This window comes from Otoolea muris (assembly GCF_943193115.1).
In the GTDB taxonomy this organism is placed as follows: Bacteria; Bacillota; Clostridia; order Lachnospirales; family Lachnospiraceae; genus Otoolea; species Otoolea muris.
In genome coordinates this window covers 23,025-39,322 of sequence record NZ_CALPCY010000045.1, presented here as the reverse complement: position 1 = coordinate 39,322, position 16,298 = coordinate 23,025, and the positions used below count along the sequence as shown (strand labels likewise).

Annotated in this window: 14 protein-coding genes and 4 tRNA genes; 13 read left to right on the top strand and 5 right to left on the bottom strand. The window is 51.6% G+C overall.

Annotation, left to right across the window (positions count from 1 at the left end):
- Window position 1: 1 nt before the first annotated feature.
- The 11 genes from NFS31_RS20335 to rsmI all read left to right on the top strand — a co-directional run bounded on the left by NFS31_RS20335 (window position 2) and on the right by rsmI (window position 8,848).
- Window positions 2–77: transfer RNA gene (locus NFS31_RS20335), tRNA-Tyr, on the top strand.
- Between the two features lie 51 nt (window positions 78–128).
- Window positions 129–202: transfer RNA gene (locus tag NFS31_RS20330), tRNA-Met, on the top strand.
- Window positions 203–274: 72 nt separating this feature from the next.
- Window positions 275–347, top strand: a tRNA-Phe gene (locus NFS31_RS20325).
- Window positions 348–366: 19 nt separating this feature from the next.
- Window positions 367–439, top strand: a tRNA-Lys gene (locus tag NFS31_RS20320).
- 164 nt (window positions 440–603) lie between these two features.
- Complete coding sequence (locus tag NFS31_RS20315) at window positions 604–1,602, top strand: ComEC/Rec2 family competence protein (RefSeq protein WP_251499206.1); 999 nt, start codon at window positions 604–606, stop codon at window positions 1,600–1,602.
- 34 nt (window positions 1,603–1,636) lie between these two features.
- The gene (locus NFS31_RS20310) at window positions 1,637–3,565 is read left to right on the top strand and encodes a hypothetical protein (protein ID WP_251499202.1); all 1,929 of its coding nucleotides are present in this window, start codon (window positions 1,637–1,639) and stop codon (window positions 3,563–3,565) included.
- Between the two features lie 6 nt (window positions 3,566–3,571).
- On the top strand, window positions 3,572–5,092 hold the full coding sequence (locus NFS31_RS20305) for an aminotransferase class I/II-fold pyridoxal phosphate-dependent enzyme (RefSeq protein ID WP_251499199.1): 1,521 nt from the start codon (window positions 3,572–3,574) through the stop codon (window positions 5,090–5,092).
- A gap of 273 nt (window positions 5,093–5,365) precedes the next feature.
- Entirely contained in the window at window positions 5,366–6,355 is a 990-nt protein-coding gene (holB, locus tag NFS31_RS20300) for a DNA polymerase III subunit delta' (protein ID WP_251499196.1), read from the top strand.
- 4 nt (window positions 6,356–6,359) lie between these two features.
- On the top strand, window positions 6,360–7,271 hold the full coding sequence (locus tag NFS31_RS20295; RefSeq protein WP_251499194.1) for a PSP1 domain-containing protein: 912 nt from the start codon (window positions 6,360–6,362) through the stop codon (window positions 7,269–7,271).
- A complete protein-coding gene (locus NFS31_RS20290) occupies window positions 7,261–7,998 on the top strand; it encodes a tRNA1(Val) (adenine(37)-N6)-methyltransferase (RefSeq protein WP_251499191.1) in 738 nt (245 codons plus the stop codon). The genes NFS31_RS20295 and NFS31_RS20290 overlap by 11 nt, the downstream gene beginning before the upstream one ends.
- A gap of 13 nt (window positions 7,999–8,011) precedes the next feature.
- The gene (rsmI, locus tag NFS31_RS20285) at window positions 8,012–8,848 is read left to right on the top strand and encodes a 16S rRNA (cytidine(1402)-2'-O)-methyltransferase (RefSeq protein ID WP_251499188.1); all 837 of its coding nucleotides are present in this window, start codon (window positions 8,012–8,014) and stop codon (window positions 8,846–8,848) included.
- A gap of 173 nt (window positions 8,849–9,021) precedes the next feature.
- Here rsmI and bsh read toward each other — a convergent pair whose 3' ends face one another.
- The 5 genes from bsh to NFS31_RS20260 form a co-directional block, all read right to left on the bottom strand.
- Entirely contained in the window at window positions 9,022–10,005 is a 984-nt protein-coding gene (gene bsh / locus NFS31_RS20280; RefSeq protein WP_251499187.1) for a choloylglycine hydrolase, read from the bottom strand.
- Between the two features lie 188 nt (window positions 10,006–10,193).
- A complete protein-coding gene (glgB, locus tag NFS31_RS20275; RefSeq protein ID WP_251499212.1) occupies window positions 10,194–12,086 on the bottom strand; it encodes a 1,4-alpha-glucan branching protein GlgB in 1,893 nt (630 codons plus the stop codon).
- A 104-nt stretch (window positions 12,087–12,190) separates the two neighbouring features.
- Complete coding sequence (locus NFS31_RS20270) at window positions 12,191–13,564, bottom strand: alpha-amylase family glycosyl hydrolase (protein WP_251499184.1); 1,374 nt, start codon at window positions 13,562–13,564, stop codon at window positions 12,191–12,193.
- Window positions 13,565–13,580: 16 nt separating this feature from the next.
- On the bottom strand, window positions 13,581–13,808 hold the full coding sequence (locus NFS31_RS20265) for a YaaL family protein (RefSeq protein WP_251499181.1): 228 nt from the start codon (window positions 13,806–13,808) through the stop codon (window positions 13,581–13,583).
- Between the two features lie 126 nt (window positions 13,809–13,934).
- Window positions 13,935–14,321 carry an ArsR/SmtB family transcription factor gene (locus NFS31_RS20260; RefSeq protein WP_251499178.1) on the bottom strand — a complete coding sequence of 129 codons (387 nt, stop codon included), beginning with the start codon at window positions 14,319–14,321 and terminating at the stop codon, window positions 13,935–13,937.
- A gap of 382 nt (window positions 14,322–14,703) precedes the next feature.
- On the opposite strand from NFS31_RS20260, the gene NFS31_RS20255 reads away from it, so the two are divergent.
- Together NFS31_RS20255 and NFS31_RS20250 are read left to right on the top strand one after the other, a co-directional pair.
- Window positions 14,704–15,234, top strand: coding sequence for a prepilin peptidase (locus NFS31_RS20255; protein WP_251499174.1), 531 nt, complete (start codon window positions 14,704–14,706; stop codon window positions 15,232–15,234).
- The gene (locus NFS31_RS20250) at window positions 15,234–16,232 is read left to right on the top strand and encodes a P-loop NTPase family protein (protein ID WP_251499171.1); all 999 of its coding nucleotides are present in this window, start codon (window positions 15,234–15,236) and stop codon (window positions 16,230–16,232) included. The genes NFS31_RS20255 and NFS31_RS20250 overlap by 1 nt, the downstream gene beginning before the upstream one ends.
- Window positions 16,233–16,298: the final 66 nt, after the last annotated feature.

Sequence of the window (16,298 nt, the reverse complement as noted above, 5' to 3'; positions counted from 1 at the left end):
GGTTCCCGAGTGGCCAAAGGGGGCAGACTGTAAATCTGTTGCGTCTCGCTTCGGTGGTTCGAATCCACCTCCATCCATTTATAAACAGTTATATTTTATCTGTTTATTGCATAAAATAAAATAAATACCGCGGGGTGGAGCAGTCTGGAAGCTCGTCGGGCTCATAACCCGAAGGTCGTAGGTTCAAATCCTGCCCCCGCAATTTTTTATGTCTGGAAGCAGGATTTCTGTTTGATAATGCACAGAACAGATGTTGGACAGGCATAAGAGATAAGCCCAGATAGCTCAGTTGGTAGAGCAGAGGACTGAAAATCCTCGTGTCACTGGTTCGATTCCGGTTCTGGGCATTTTCATTTTATATGAAATGGGATATTAGCTCAGGCGGTAGAGCACTTGACTTTTAATCAAGTTGTCCGGGGTTCGAATCCCCGATGTCTCATGCGTAAGAAAATGCGAAAAACCTTTGCGATGTAAGGGTTTTTCGCATTTTTAAGTTGGTTTTGACAGTGACAGATTTAGCTGTTATAATCGGAAGGTGTATTATGTAATTGGAATGAAACGGTAACAGTACGCTATATTGCCGGAAAGGGGAATGAACGTTATATGACAGACAGAGTAAAGAGATATGTACGATTATTTATTTTGATTGGAGTTATCATCGCTTTTCCTATGCTCGGAGGCTGTAAAAAGTCTGATATGGAAGGAGGAGCTGTAAAAGCGATGGCAGATGCGGATCAGGAGGCTGCAGAGGAATCCCGGGAGGATTCTTATCTGGGCGGAGCAGAACTGCGGCTTTTGGCTTCTGCGGATGGGGGGCAGAATCTTTCGTGCGTGATCCGTACCAGCGCGGGCAGCGTGATTGTGATAGACGGCGGTCGTCCAGTGGACGACGCGCATCTGATGGAAGTGATCCGGTCTATGGGCGGAACGGTTTCGGCCTGGCTGATTACACATCCTCATGATGATCACATCGGGGCGCTGACGAATATTTTGAATCGGGATCCAAGACTGGAATCCTTGAAGCCGATTGAGATAGAGCATATCTATTATTCATTTCTTGATGAAGACGAGTATGAAAAGGGCGAGAATATGCAGCGGATGGAGAATCTCCGGAATCTTTTGAAGGCTTTTGAAAATGTAGAGCCTGAGAAGCTTCACACGCCGCTGGAGCCGGGATTTAACTTTACAGTGGACGACGTGTCTATAACGGTTTTGAACGAGCCCTTTGCCTGTCCGGAGAATACCTTTAATAACAGCTCTGTGGCGTACCGTCTTGATGTGAATGGAAAACGCATCCTGTTTCTCGGGGATATGGGCTGGCAGGCCGGGGAAAATTTATTGAAGGTATGCAGGCCGGAGGATATGAAAGCAGATGTGGTTCAGATGTCGCATCACGGACAGGACGGGGTGGAAAAGGACGTATATGAAGTCATAGCGCCTGAAATCTGCCTGTGGCCTACGCCTCAGTGGCTCTGGGACAACGAGAAGGACGGCGAGGCCGGAAAGGGCTCTTTTAAGACGCTGATTGTGCGCGGCTGGATGGAGTCACTGGGCGTAAAGCGGAATTTGTGTGTTAAAGATGGGGACCAGATTCTGAGATAGGGTTGTGCGAAACAGATCTGAGGGAGGAATCAGCATGAAGCGGCGTTCTCTTTTAAAAGAAACGATGGTTTTGGCGCGTACAGGCGATATAAAGGGCTTTGAGAGCTTTTATATTCTGACTGTGCAGGACACGTTTGGAAAAGCGTCCGCATTGATGAAGGATGTGGAGAAAGCGGAAGAGCTTCTGATGGATATTTACCTGTCTCTTTACAGGCAGGCGCATACGCTGCCGTTGGAGGAAGAGGATCTGAATGACCGGATCGAGGAAGAGATCTATCATCAGGCTGAGAAATTTCTGGGCTCCGATATGGGGAAGATCGATGGGGAAGCAGGCTATGAGACGCTCAGTGAGGAGCGGGCGGTCGCGCTGTGGCTGAAGCTGGAGGAGCTGGCGGGATTTAACAGGGAAGAGCCCGAGGAGGAAAAGAATACCTGGATTTCATATGCGTATGCGCTTCTAAAGGTATCGATCACGATAGGGCTTTTGATCGTCACTGTGGCGCTGTTTTATAAGGGCTGGCAGCGTTTTATCGAGGGGGATCCTCATGCGGGAGAAGAGGCTTTAAGTACGCAGCTTGAGACACTTTCTCAGACAGAGGCGGAAACAGAGGAGGAAATACAGCTTAAGGAGCCGGGCTGGGATCAGAGTCCGGATCGCAGGCTTTTTTATGTCACTAAAGAGGGCGTATTGGCAGACGGGCCGATCGCGATTGGAAAGCAGATATTGACATTTTCCCGAAATGGGGAGCTGACGATGATTGGGCCAAACCGGGAGGCGGAGGGGAATCGCGGCCTGAGTTTTGACGAGGCTGTCCGCTATGAGGTGAAAAACGGCGATATTTACACAAAAGATCCCGGGACAGGAGAGGAGAGCTGCGTGGTTCGCAACGGACATGTGGCCAGGGCGGATATACGCTGCGGCAAATTGTGGTATATCTGTGAATACCAGGTTCCGAATACCAGCCAGGTTAAGACTACGATTTACCGGGCGGAGCCGGATGGCGCCTCCTCTGAGGAAATCTATACGACAAGCGCGCATTTGCCGGCGGACGGCTTTCAGATGACTTCAGAGTGGATGTATTTTCTGTCAAATGGAACGCTGTTTAGAAGATATCTCGAGGATGAGCATATCGAGTACATGGCCCAGGATGTGGAGTTTTATTTTGCCTGGGAGGATACGGCGTATATTATGAAGGATCGGACGCTGGAGTGCGTTTCTGAAGGGGAGGTCTATTCCGGGACGGAAGCAGGCTTCCGGATAGAGAGGACGGATACGGGCTTTGCGCTTCTGAATATGTTTGGGGAGGAGGCGCTGGAGAGCGGAACCGGAGAGGTTCAGGCCGGAGACAGGCTCTATTCGCTGGAGGACAGCGTGATTACCTCTGTGCGGCCGGCAGCCCGGAAAATCAACGATGTGGAGTATTATATTGAGAAAGAGGGCCCGGAGCAGCGAATCTATGTGAGGGATTCGGCGGGGTCTGCGATGATGGCTGTTCAGGAGGGCCTGTCAGTGGATGCGATCTGCATGGTGGAAGACTGGCTGTATTACAGCGCGAGGATTGAGCGGTACGGCGATGAATGTGAGAGCCAGATTTACCGCGTGAATCTTAAGACCATGGAATTGGAGCAGGTGGGGACAAGCTTTAGAGGATTTATGAGGAATCTCTATTATTTTGATAATATTCAGGCTATTTTGGGCGAATATATCCCATCCGTAGCGGATCCGGAGCAAATCCACGGTTCTATCGCAAATGTCTCGGTGGAAACAATTGATATCTTAAATGATACGCCGGCGCGCCCGGATTATGATGGAAGCGATATGCTGGAGCTCGTGATGGCGGATCGGGATCAGGTGTACTGTCTGTACCACAGGTGCAGCTATGACGGCGAGTCGGGCAATTTTTTGTGGGAATCCACAGACGCCCTGGAATTTGAATTAAGCGGCTTTGGCGCAGGAGGCTGAGGGAACATGTCAGAAAGGACAGAGGAGGCGGGACTTCTTGGGAAGCTTGAAGGGTATGGGAGATCGGACGCATATCCGTTCCACATGCCAGGGCACAAAAGACAGATCAGATTGGGGATAACTTCGTTTCCGAACCCGTTTTCTGTGGATATTACGGAGATTGAAGGATTTGATAACCTGCACCGGCCGGGAGGAATTTTGCGGGAAGCCATGGAGCGGGCGGCCGGGATCTATGGCTCGGAAAAGACGTATTTTATGGTAAATGGAAGCACAGGCGGGATTTTGAGCGCTGTCTGCGGACTGACAAGGCCAGGGGATGCGATCCTGATGGCCAGGAACTGCCATAAAGCGGCTTATCACGGCGTGATGCTGAATCAGCTTAGGCCGGTGTATGTATATCCCAGACAGATTCAGGGGTGGGGTATACAGGGAGGCGTTTCCGCCGCCGAGGTGGAGAGGCTTTTGCGCGTTGATCAGAAGGAGAGAGGCAAGGCCGCTGAACATAAAGAGCAGGGGGGCGCGATAAAGGCGGTATTTATCACGTCCCCTACGTATGACGGCATTGTGTCAGATATCAGGGGGATTGCAGAGGCGGCGCACCGCTACCGGATTCCTCTGATTGTTGACGAGGCCCACGGAGCGCATTTCCCTTTTGGAGAGAGCTTTCCTGAATCTGCTCTGGAATGCGGGGCGGACGTTGTGATCCAGAGCCTTCATAAGACGCTTCCGTCTCTGACGCAGACCGCGGTTCTGCATGTAAAGGGAGAGCTGGCGGATGCAGAGGAAATTGAGCGGTATCTGTCTGTATTTCAGACCTCCAGCCCTTCTTATGTGTTTTTGGCGTCGATGCAGAACTGTGTGGAGTTCATGGACGGAAAGGGCCGGGAGGAAATGCGTTGTTTCGCGGCGCGGCTTGGAAGATGGATGGAAAAGGCCGGATCGCTTCAGTCGCTGCGGGTGCTGACCGATGAGGAATGCGGGCTCGCAAAGGGGGAAGCAAGGGATCCGTCAAAGATTCTCGTCTCGCCGGCGGGAAGCGGGCTTACAGGCACAGAGCTTTCGGGAATTTTGAGAGATCGGTTCCATCTGGAGGCTGAGATGGCGTGCAAAGGCTATGCGCTTTTTATGACCTCCTTTATGGACAGCGAAGAGGGCTTAAAACGGCTCTGGGAGGCCCTTTGTGCGATAGACGAGATGAATATCGGGAAGATGAAAACTGAGGATTCTAAGAGCATTACAGAGCGTCTGGGCGCGGGATGTGGAAGCACAGGGCGGATCCGGCCGTCGGATGCCTGGAGAGCAGGAAAAGAACGTATTTTTTATAAGGACGCCTGCGGCCGGATCAGCGGCGGCTTTATCACGCTCTACCCGCCGGGGATCCCGATGGCGGTTCCGGGGGAGCGGATTACAGAGAACATCACAGAATGGATTTGCGAGAGCAGGGGGATGGGCCTGACAGTGGAAGGCGTGTCAGAGGACGGAAAGGTTGAAGTGTGCAGCAGTTCAGGTTGTCTGAACGGTTACTGAAGCGCTGGCGGAAGGAATTCGTTACTTTTCACGGGGCTCATCTTCTTGTCCGGCATAGCCGGACAAGAAGCATCGGGCGTTCGCCCGATGTGGAAAACTGACAGAAAACAGCCTTACAAGCAAGCTTGACGTCTGTTTTCAGCCAGTTTTCCCCGCCCTGTGAACTGTAACAGGAATTCTGGATGACATTCACCACTATGCATCTATGTGATATTGTGATATACTAGAGCGTGATTAAAAATGCTCTGAGAAGCTTAAGAGGGAGGAAAAATAATGGCAGGGTTCCATGATATTATCGGACATGAGATGGTAAAGGAGCATTTACAAAAGGCAATTGAATACCACAAGGTTTCTCATGCCTATATATTATCAGGCGAAGAGGGGATGGGGAGAAAGACCCTGGCAAAGGCGTTTGCCATGACGCTTCTTTGCGAGAAGAGCGACAAGGAGCCCTGTATGAAGTGCCACTCCTGCCGGCAGATATTGTCGGGAAATCATCCGGACGTCATATGGACGACGCATGAGAAGCCGTCAAGCATCGGCGTGGACGATATCCGGACCCAGGTGAATGACACGGTGCAGATCAAACCCTACAGCAGCGCGTACAAGCTTTACATCGTGAACGAGGCGGAGAAGATGACGGCGCAGGCGCAGAACGCCCTGCTTAAGACGATTGAAGAGCCGCCGTCCTATGCGGTCCTGATTCTTATGACAACGAACCAGGATTCCTTTCTGCCCACGATTCTTTCAAGATGCATTCAGCTTAAGCTGCGGCCGTTAAAGGATCATGTGGTCAGCGGGTATCTTACGGAGACGATGGATATTTCAGAGCAGAAGGCGGATATTTACGCGGCGTTTGCCAGAGGGAACCTGGGAAAAGCCATTCATCTGGCGACGTCGGAGGAGTTTGCCCTGCTGTACAGGATGGTTTTGAACCTTCTCAAAAATATAAAGGATATGGATATTGCGATGCTTTTGGATTATATCAAAAAGCTGCAGGAGGATCAACTTGATTTAGACGAATGTCTTGATTTTATGCAGCTCTGGTACCGCGATATCCTGATGTTTAAGGTGACCAGGGATATGAATTCGCTGGTTTTTAAGGAAGAGTATTCGACGGTCAGCGGGCTCTGCCAGAAGAGCTCGTACGAGGGGCTGGAGATGATATTGAAATCAATTGAAAAAGCAAAGCTCCGCCTGAAGGCTAATGTGAATAAGGAGCTGGCCCTGGAGCTGATGCTTCTCACAATGAAGGAGAATTGATTGTATGATAAAGGTTATCGGAGTCAGATTCAGGAAGGCCGGGAAGGTTTATTATTTTGATCCGGCCGGTATGGAGATAAAAACCGGGGATCATGTGATTGTGGAGACGGCGCGCGGGGTTGAGTTCGGCGAGGTGGTCTTGGGCGCGCGCGAGGTGAATGAGGAAAAGGTCATCCAGCCGCTTAAGTCCGTGATCCGCATGGCGAACAAAAATGACGAGGAGATTGAGAGGCGGAATAAGGAGAAGGAAAAGGAAGCCTTTCAGATCTGCCTGCAGAAGATCAAAAAGCATGAGCTGCAGATGAAGCTGATCGATGCGGAATATACATTTGACAACAATAAGGTGCTGTTTTATTTTACCGCGGACGGGAGGATCGATTTCAGGGAGCTTGTGAAGGATCTGGCGTCGGTGTTTAAGACGAGGATTGAGCTGCGCCAGATCGGGGTGAGGGATGAGACGAAGATTATGGGGGGCATCGGCATCTGCGGAAGGTCGCTTTGCTGCCATTCATATTTATCAGAGTTTATCCCGGTATCGATCAAAATGGCAAAGGAGCAGAATCTGTCCTTAAATCCCACGAAGATCTCCGGCGTGTGCGGCAGGCTGATGTGCTGCCTGAAAAATGAGGAGGAGACATACGAAGACTTAAACAGCCGGCTTCCGGGCATTGGGGATTATGTGACCACAGACGACGGGCTGAAAGGAGAGGTTCACAGCGTGAGCGTCCTGCGCCAGCTTGTAAAGGTGATTGTGACCGTGGATCGGGATGAAAAGGAGATCAGGGAGTATAAGGTCGAGCAGCTTAAGTTCCGGCCAAAGCGCAGGAAGGAACGGGTCAACGTCAACGACGCGGAGTTAAAAGCGCTCGAGGCGCTTGAGAAGAGGGAAGGAAAGTCAAAACTCAATGACAATTGATGTATACGAGGGGGAGCGCATCGACGAGTTGCACAGGAACGGCTACCGAATCATCCAAAAGAAGGACGGATTTTGCTTTGGCATGGACGCGGTTCTTCTGTCCGGGTTTGCCGCAGTAAAAGAGGGTGAACGGGCGCTGGATCTGGGGTGCGGGACAGGTATCATCCCATTGCTTCTGGAGGCAAAGACCAGGGGCCGGCACTTTACGGGCCTTGAGATTCAGAGGGAGATGGCGGATATGGCGGCCCGCAGCGTAAGGCTGAACAGGCTTGAGGACAAAATCGATATCATAGAAGGCGACATCAAAGAGGCGGGCCGGATCTTCGGCGGGGCCTCTTTTGATGTCGTTACCGCAAACCCGCCTTATATGAATGACAGCCACGGCCTTAAAAACCCGGATCTTCCCAGGGCGATTGCGCGCCATGAGGTGCTGTGTACGCTCCAGGATGTGGTAAGGGAGGCGGCGAAGGTGCTAAGGCCCGGCGGGCGGTTTTATCTGGTACACAGGCCGCGCCGCCTGATTGAGATTATCACAGAGCTGGCCGGATACGGCCTGGAGCCGAAACGGTTGAAATTCGTCCACCCGTTCGCGGACAGGGAGGCCAAGATGGTCTTGATCGAGGCCGCCAGGGGAGGCCGATCGTTTGTCAGGGTGGAAAAGCCCCTGATCGTGTTCCGCGAGCGGGGAATTTATACGGATGAGATCAATGAAATCTATGGATACTGACAGGAAGGCCGATATGCAGGGAAAATTATATTTGTGCGCGACGCCGATCGGAAATCTGGAGGATATCACGTTCCGGGTTCTGGAGACGCTGAAATCCGTTGATCTGATTGCGGCAGAGGATACAAGGCACAGCATCAAGCTGTTAAATCATTTTTCGATCAAAACGCCGATGACCAGCTACCATGAGTATAATAAGGTGGAGAAGGCGAGGGCTCTGGTGGAGCGAATGAGGGAAGGCGTAAACGTGGCCCTGATCACGGACGCGGGGACTCCGGGGATCTCGGATCCGGGGGAGGAGCTGGTAAGACAGTGCTATGAGGCAGGGCTTGAGGTCACGTCGCTGCCCGGCCCGGCGGCCTGTATCACAGCCCTTACCATGTCCGGCCTGTCCACAAGGCGGTTTTGCTTTGAGGCGTTTCTTCCGGCTGATAAGAAGGAAAAGGAATGGATCTTAAAGGAACTGCAGACGGAGACGAGGACAATCGTCCTTTACGAGGCGCCGCATCATCTGGTGAGGACGCTGGAAGAGCTCTGCGCGGCGCTGGGGGACCGGCGGGCCTCGATCTGCAGGGAACTCACGAAGAAGTATGAGACAGTATTTCAGACAACGCTTGCCGAAGCGGTCGCGTATTACAGGGAGCATGAGCCCAGGGGAGAGTGCGTGATCGTGATCGAGGGGCGCGCGATCTCGGAGATAAAAAAAGAGGGGAGAAAGACGTGGCAGAGCATGTCTGTGGAAGAACATATGGAGTATTATATTTCACAGGGATATGAGAAAAAGGCAGCGATGAAGCAGGTGGCGGAGGATCGGGGGATCAGCAGGCGGGACGTGTACCAGGCGCTTTTATAAGCCGGCAGAGAGGCGCTTCACAGCGGCTTCGGCCGGCCTGTATAGAAGTCACGTTTTTATTCCCGCGAGCAACCAGCCAAGTGGGCATGCTTGCATGCACATTTGGCGACTGCCGCGAGGGTCAACAACTCCGCTGCTTGTAGCGGGGTTGTTGACTATTTATCAGGAAATTTTCAATTTTGCATGAAGAAATCCTGTTCGGTTCTGAGAGGATATTCGATGATTTTTTTCTGGTTCAAATCCTCAGATTTCATCATAACGGCTGTGATCCGGCTGTTTTCATAAGTTTTGTAATACAGCGCTCCCTGGGAGGCGTTGATGCAGCAGGAGTAGATGGTCTGATCATATTTTCCGTCCGGCGTGAGCACGCTGCCGCGGACGATGGATACGGAATCGAGCAGGTGGAACAACTGAGTTACGCTGCTGGCTTCCGTGTCCCCGCATACAGAGTTGTTTTTATAAAAGGCGGTTCGGACAAAGCGCGATGCGGGGGAGTTGTCGCCGGGCAGGCCGATTGCGCCAAAGCCCTGGCCAAAGGGCGACAGGGGACATACGGAGTTATTTCCAAACCGATCCTTCGGATATTCGGCGGTGAGGTTCAGATACTGGCTTAAATTTGTCATCTGAAAATGAAAGACCGGGTTGTTGGTCAATACGCCGACCGGATTATCATATACGTTGATCCCGCTTTCCACGGCCTCTAAGGTGATGGATCGCTCGCTGTCCGCGATGTGCCAGTGCAGGGGCGAAACCGGAAGGGAGCTGCTGAACGGGATGGAGATAATATCGATCATTTCAATGACCTTTTCAGCCTCCGCGACTGTGCAGCAGGAGCCGAGAATGCGCGGGATCAGTTCAAAGGGGGCGATGGCTTCCTTATTTTTTTTGCATGTTTCAGAGTAATGGGCATTGTCAGGGAAATTCAGCCCCGCTATGCATAAGCCTTTTTCATTGGCAGCCTCTGCATAGAGAGGATATCCGTCCGATACAGAGGAGATGCCGATCATTGCGTAATGATTCAGCATCACGCCTGCCTCGCGGAAGAAAAAGGGATAGTTTCTGGGGGTGATGACCACCTTTTCCCCAAATCCACACTCCAGATCCAGGGTTCTCCCAAAATAAAAATCTTTCGTTTTCATTGCAATACTGGTACACATAGAACATTCCTCCAATATATGAAAAATAAAGTTTACACCCGGCAGAATGGTGTTTTTGCTGCAACAGAGTTTATAAATAAAAAACAGCCGGGAAACGGTAGTGAAAGGAAGTTTCTTTCGTACCGTTTCAGCCGGCTGTTTCATCAAGGGGCTGTTGACTGAGCTGTTAATAACTGATTATGTGGCTGTTAAAACCGGAATACGGCTGTGCCGTAAGCTGGAAGCGAATATTCAAAGGAGTAGGGCTGGCCGTCGCACTCGCTCTTTTCAGAAGCGTAGGCAGCGCCTTTTTCATTTTTACCGTACAATCCGTGTTCATTGTCCAGAAGAAGCGTGTAAAAGCCCTTCTTGGGAACCCCGACGCGGTAGTCGTCGCGGGCGACGGGCGTGAAATTGCAGATGAAGAGAAGGTTCTTCTTCTGAGTTTCATCGCGGCGGATGAAGCTGAAGATGCTTCGGTCTCCGTCGTTGGCATTGATCCATTCAAAACCCCTGTAATCTCCGTCAAGGCTGTAGAGCGCCGGATAGGAGCGGTAGAGGGTAAGGAGGCCGCGGACATAATTCTGCAGATCCGCATGGAGCGGTTCATTCACCAGATGCCAGTCTAAGGATACTTTTTCGTCCCATTCGTGGAACTGCCCGAAATCCTGTCCCATAAAGAGTAGCTTCTTTCCCGGATGGCCGAGCATAAAGGTGTAGCCAACCTTTAGGTTTGCGAATTTGTCCTCATAGATGCCGGGCATTTTGTTGATCATCGAGCATTTCAGATGGACAACCTCGTCATGGGACAGCACGAGAACAAAGTTTTCGCTGGTGCAGTAGGTAATGCCAAAGGTCATTTTGTTGTGGTTATATTTGCGGAAATAGGGATCGAGCTTCATGTATTCCAGGAAATCGTGCATCCATCCCATATTCCATTTGAAGGTAAAGCCAAGGCCGTCGTCCTCAGGACGGTGGGTTACCTTCGGCCAGGCCGTGGATTCCTCGGCGATGATGATCGTCCCGTCTTTTCGCCCGGCGATGATGCTGTTTAAGTGCTTGAAAAACTCCATGGCCTCGAGGTTCTTGTTTTCTCCGTATTTGTTGGGAACCCAGCAGCCGTCCTGACGGCCGTAATCCAGATACAGCATGGAGGCGACGGCATCCACGCGCAGTCCGTCAATATGGTATTCTTCCAGCCAGTAAAGCGCATTGGCGATCAGGAAGTTGGATACCTCGTTTTTCCCGTAATCAAATACCTTTGTGCCCCAGTCCGGATGTTCTCCCTTTCTGGGATCCGCATATTCGTAGAGCGCCTGCCCGTCAAAATCGGCGAGGCCGTGCGCATCTTTGGGGAAGTGGGCCGGAACCCAGTCCAGGATAACGCCAATCCCCTTTTTGTGCAGATAATTGACAAAATACATGAATTCCTTCGGAGTTCCGTAGCGTGAGGTGGGAGCAAAATACCCGGTCACCTGATACCCCCATGATCCGTCGAAGGGGTGCTCGGCAATGCCCATCAGCTCGACATGGGTGTAGCCCATGCGTTTTACATAGTCAGCCAGCTCGTGGGCGGCTTCCATGTAGGAAAAGCAGCCGTCCCGCTCCTGTCGGTTCTTCTTTTTCCAGGATCCCAGATGCGCCTCGTAAATAGCCATCGGGGATTTCAGGGGATCAGATGCGGCCCGTTTGGCAAGCCAGGAGGAATCGCTCCACTTAAAGTCAGATATATCGCTTGTCACAGAAGCCGTGCCGGGGCGGTATTCCGCCGAAAATGCATACGGATCCGCTTTGAACAGGATCTTCCCGCTGGGGGTTGTGATGGCAAATTTGTAGAGCTGTCCATAGGCAAGGCCGGGCACAAATGCCTCATAAATCCCGCTGTCCTCCGCCTGAGTCATAGGATTCAGATCCGGGTTCCATCCATTGAAATCACCGACTACGCTGACAGACGCTGCATGGGGCGCCCACACGGCAAAATAATAGCCTGCCTGACCGTGGTATGTAAGCGGATGCGCGCCCAGCTTCTCATAAATCCGGTAGTGGCGTCCCTCGCCGTACAGGTAGCGGTCCAGTTCACCCAGCATGCCGTAGCCGCTCATTCTGGCCGGTTTTAAATCCCCCTCCTGTTTATGTTCCGCCCTGGCTTTTCCTCTCGCATTCGATGCGGGATGCGCGCCTGCTTTTTTGCGTTTTGTCATAATTGTTACCCCTCCGTAATTCTGAAGATAACTGCTGAGTTACCTTCTAATTCTATGTTAATATGGCTGTTTTCAACCGGATATTTTTTTCCTGCAATGAGATCCGTACATTCCGCCTGCGCAGTCCCGATGGGCAGGGGAATGGAAAGCGCGGCCGTCTGGTCGTCGTTATTCACGGCCGTGATCAGAATATGGCCGGTTCCGTACCTTGCAAAGGCATACTGACGGTTGGTGAGCAGAAGCTCCTTATAGGCTCCTCCGTGAAGCGCTTCCTCCTCTGTATGGATGTGCGAAAGGGCGCGGATCAGCGCAGTCAGCGCGCATTCCCGCGAGGAGAATTCCGCCGGCTCAACCGCCGGGCGCAGCATGTCATCGCAGCTTTTCGTCCTGCGGCCTTCGATGCCCCATTCGCTGCCGTAATAAATGGACGGTATTCCGGGCAGCGTAAAGAGTAAGGTATATAAGGGCGGCAGATGCTCCGGATTCGCGAGCTTGCTGGCAATCCGATCCTCATCATGGTTATCAACAAAAGTATAGAGGCTGCGGCCTACTGCTTCCAGCCTGCGCACATTATGCGCCAGCTCGAAATAGTTGTGATCATTATGTGCGGAATAAATGCTTTTATGCATCTCATAATTGGTGACGGAGTGCAGCATCCCGCGGTTTACCCAGCGGGCATAGTCTCCGTGTATGACCTCGCCCATAAGCCAGAAATCGGGTTTTATGGTATCAGCGGTCTGGCGCAGCTCTTTCATGAACTGGAAATCAAGGACATTAGCACAGTCTAAGCGGATGCCGTCAATATCAAATTCGCTTACCCAGAAACGGACGACATCCAGAAGATAGGCGCGCACCTCGGGGTTTGGCAGGTTCAGGCAGGGAAGCTCCCAGACGCCGTGCCAGGATTCATAGCCAAAGGGATCGCCCAGAGGGGTTTCCCAGCCAAAATTGACGCCCTTGTACCAGCCGCGGTAAGGGGATGCCTCACGGTTTTTCTGAATGTCCCGGAAGGCAAAAAATTCCCGGCCTGTATGGTTAAAAACACCGTCCACAACGATGCGGATATCATGTTCATGGCAGAGTGAGACAAAGGACTGAAAATCGGCGTTATCCCCAAGGCGGCGATCTACCAGCCGGAAGTCCCGTGTATCATAGCCGTGTGAGGAGGACTCAAAAAGCGGGCCGATGTAAATAGCGCTGCAGCCCAGATCCTTTATATGGGGAATCCACTGGCGCAGCTCGTCAAAACGGCAGGCTGTCCGGCCGTCCTGCGGATGTCCGTCTGCCGGCGCGTCCTGCAAAAAATTTTTTTTCGGCGCTCCGGTCATACCAAGCGGGTACATATGATAAAATACGGCTTTTTCATACCAGGTGTTCATGATGGTTCCTCCTTGATTATACCTGGACCTCCTGGTTTTTGATTCGTTTCAGAAGGAACTGGTATCTTAGCTGTGCAGCTTTTAATTCATAAATATAGCAGTCAATCAGCGTTGGATCCACCACATGCTCAAAATGGTTCATGGCGGAATCGATATGTCCAATCGCTTCATTGAGTTGTTCCAGTAAATCCGGATCCGGATCCACTTTTTTGCGGAATTTCTTTTCCTGTCTCGATGTTTTCATGTATGTCACTCCTGCCTTCCATAAAAAATAGGTGCTGTGTATGCAGTAACCAGTATGCACAGAATCTGGAAAGTTTATACATGAAATCCGCTCTGCCCGGCCCTGCGGGAAGGAGTATAGCGGCTGTTATACGCATCGGTCAGCGACAGGCCGGCCTGCGCCGAAGATGTCCTGGATTTCCTGGCCGAGCTCCATGAGCTGTTTTGTGGTCCTGGAAATAGTAAGATAATAGTAATTCCGCGTTCCGTCGCGCCGGATGGAAATAAGACCGGCGTTTTTAAGTATCTTGAGGTGGTGGGAGACAGCGGGCCGTGAAAGGCTGGTCTGTTCCGTGATCTCGCGCACATTGAGCCCGTGGCGGCTTAGGTTTTCCTCAGACAGATCGCCGCCGCAGCTCTGATAAGCGGCATTTGTCAGGGATTCGATAATCGTGAGGCGTATCTCGTCTCCAAGGGCAATAAACAGGGGCATACATTGATGAAAGTGTTCTTTCAGGCTTTTTACATCGCACACGGCGTTCCCCCTCTTTCTTGGTTTAAAAATTTAAACTAATGTTATTTTACCATTTTTAGGATGTCGCGTCAATGAGAAAGACGAAACAGAAAATAGTATTAGTTCATAAAAATAAGACCTGATTTTTGGTAATATTTTTCGATAAAATGGTGTTGACTTTTTGGTAAAAAGTAGTCATAATAAAACTATATTCGCTGGCGTTCTGATTGCCAGATTCTGAATTTCTTATGTTCTGACAAGGATTGTTCTGAGATTCTGATTGATTCGATGAAAGATTCCGGTTATGAGTGACAGGCTGTTTCTGTATTGTCTGACGGAGGCAGCAGGGATTTTTTAGGTTCCATATGGTTTCATGTGGGATTTGCGAAAAGGAGGCGTGTATTTGCTGAATGGTATGCTGCTTTTATATCTGAGCGGCTGCGCGGTATGCGATTGGAAGACAGGGAAGATCCCAAACAGATGGATCATCCTCTGGCTGGGGCTTTTGGGGGCTGAGGCCGCCTGGCGCGGCGCGGGCTGGCAGCAGTCCGCCTGGCTGGCCTTACGCGTTCCTGCAGGGGCGCTGTGTATTGGTATCGCGCTTTTTCCGCTTTTTCTTTTCCGGATGACAGGCGCCGGAGATATAAAGATGATATCCCTGGTCATCGGAGCTCTGGGGCTCCGGGACGGATGCGAGGTTGTATTCTGTGGTCTGGCGGCGGCAGCCGCATGGTCTTTTATCTATATGGTGCGAAAGCGCATGTTCATGAAACGTATCGTATATTTCCTGAATTTTATAAGAACGCTTTTACTGGCCGGGACGTTTGAGCCGTACTATCTGAGGGACAGGGACGGAAAAGAAGCGGGCTTTTGCCTGGCTCCGTTTACGCTTTGCGGCTTTGCTCTGTGGCTGGCGGCGGGAGGAGGTTTCTGATGAGGCATATTATGGCAGTTTATGATGTGGATACATCGTATGCGCAGCGGTTTGCCCAGGTGGTGAACCAGAAGGAGTCGTGTCCGTTTGAGGCGACAGCCTTTTCGAGCATGGAACGGCTGAAGGAGTATGGAAAGGAAAACAGGATTGAGCTTCTTTTAGTAAGCGCGTCGGTGGGAAGGGAGGAAGCGGAGCAGGCAGGAGCAGACAGGGTGATCTATCTGACCGAAGACGGATCTTCGGAGTCCGGGGATGTTTCCGGCATATATAAGTATCAGTCGAGTGAGAATATTGTCAGGGAAGCTATGGCCTGCTACTGTGAAGATCATGCGGTGCAGGCGTCCGCGCGGCTGAAGGGGGCCAGCATTCTGGGCGTATTTTCCCCGGTGGGGCGCTGTCTTAAGACTTCGTTTGCCATCACGCTTGGGAAGCTGCTGGCGCAGGAGAGCAGGACTCTGTATACGAATCTGGAGGAATATTCAGGACTGTCCATTCTGACAAAGACAGAGTACCGCATGGATCTGTCGGATCTGCTGTATTTCTATATGGGCGGGAATTATAATGTGCTGCGCCTTGGAAGCGTGGTTCATTCTATGGGAAGCCTGGATTACATCCCCCCGATCCGGTATCCGCAGGAGCTTTCCCAGGCCGGGCCGGACGAGATCGCCGGGCTTTTGAGAGCCATCGCGCAGGAAAGCCCGTATGAGAATGTGGTGGTGGATGTGGGAAGCGCGGGGAGGGCGGCGCTTCCGGTTTTAGAGCTGTGCTCCGTTATCTATATGCCGGTGAAAGAGGATCGTATCTCCAGGGCCAAGCTGGAGGAGTTCGACGGGTATCTGGAGGAATCGGGAAACCGGGAGATAAAGAGGCGGATACAGAAGATGAAGCTTCCGAATCTGGGGGCGGCAGGGAGGAGGGAACCGTATTTTGAGCAGCTTTTATGGGGCGATCTGGGCGATTATGTGCGGCAGCTTTTAAGGGGAGGCATAAAGCAGTAAGGAGAGTGTCGGATGGAGGTTCAGGCTGAGAGAAAGGAACGGCTGAAGGCAGCGCTTCTTGCACAG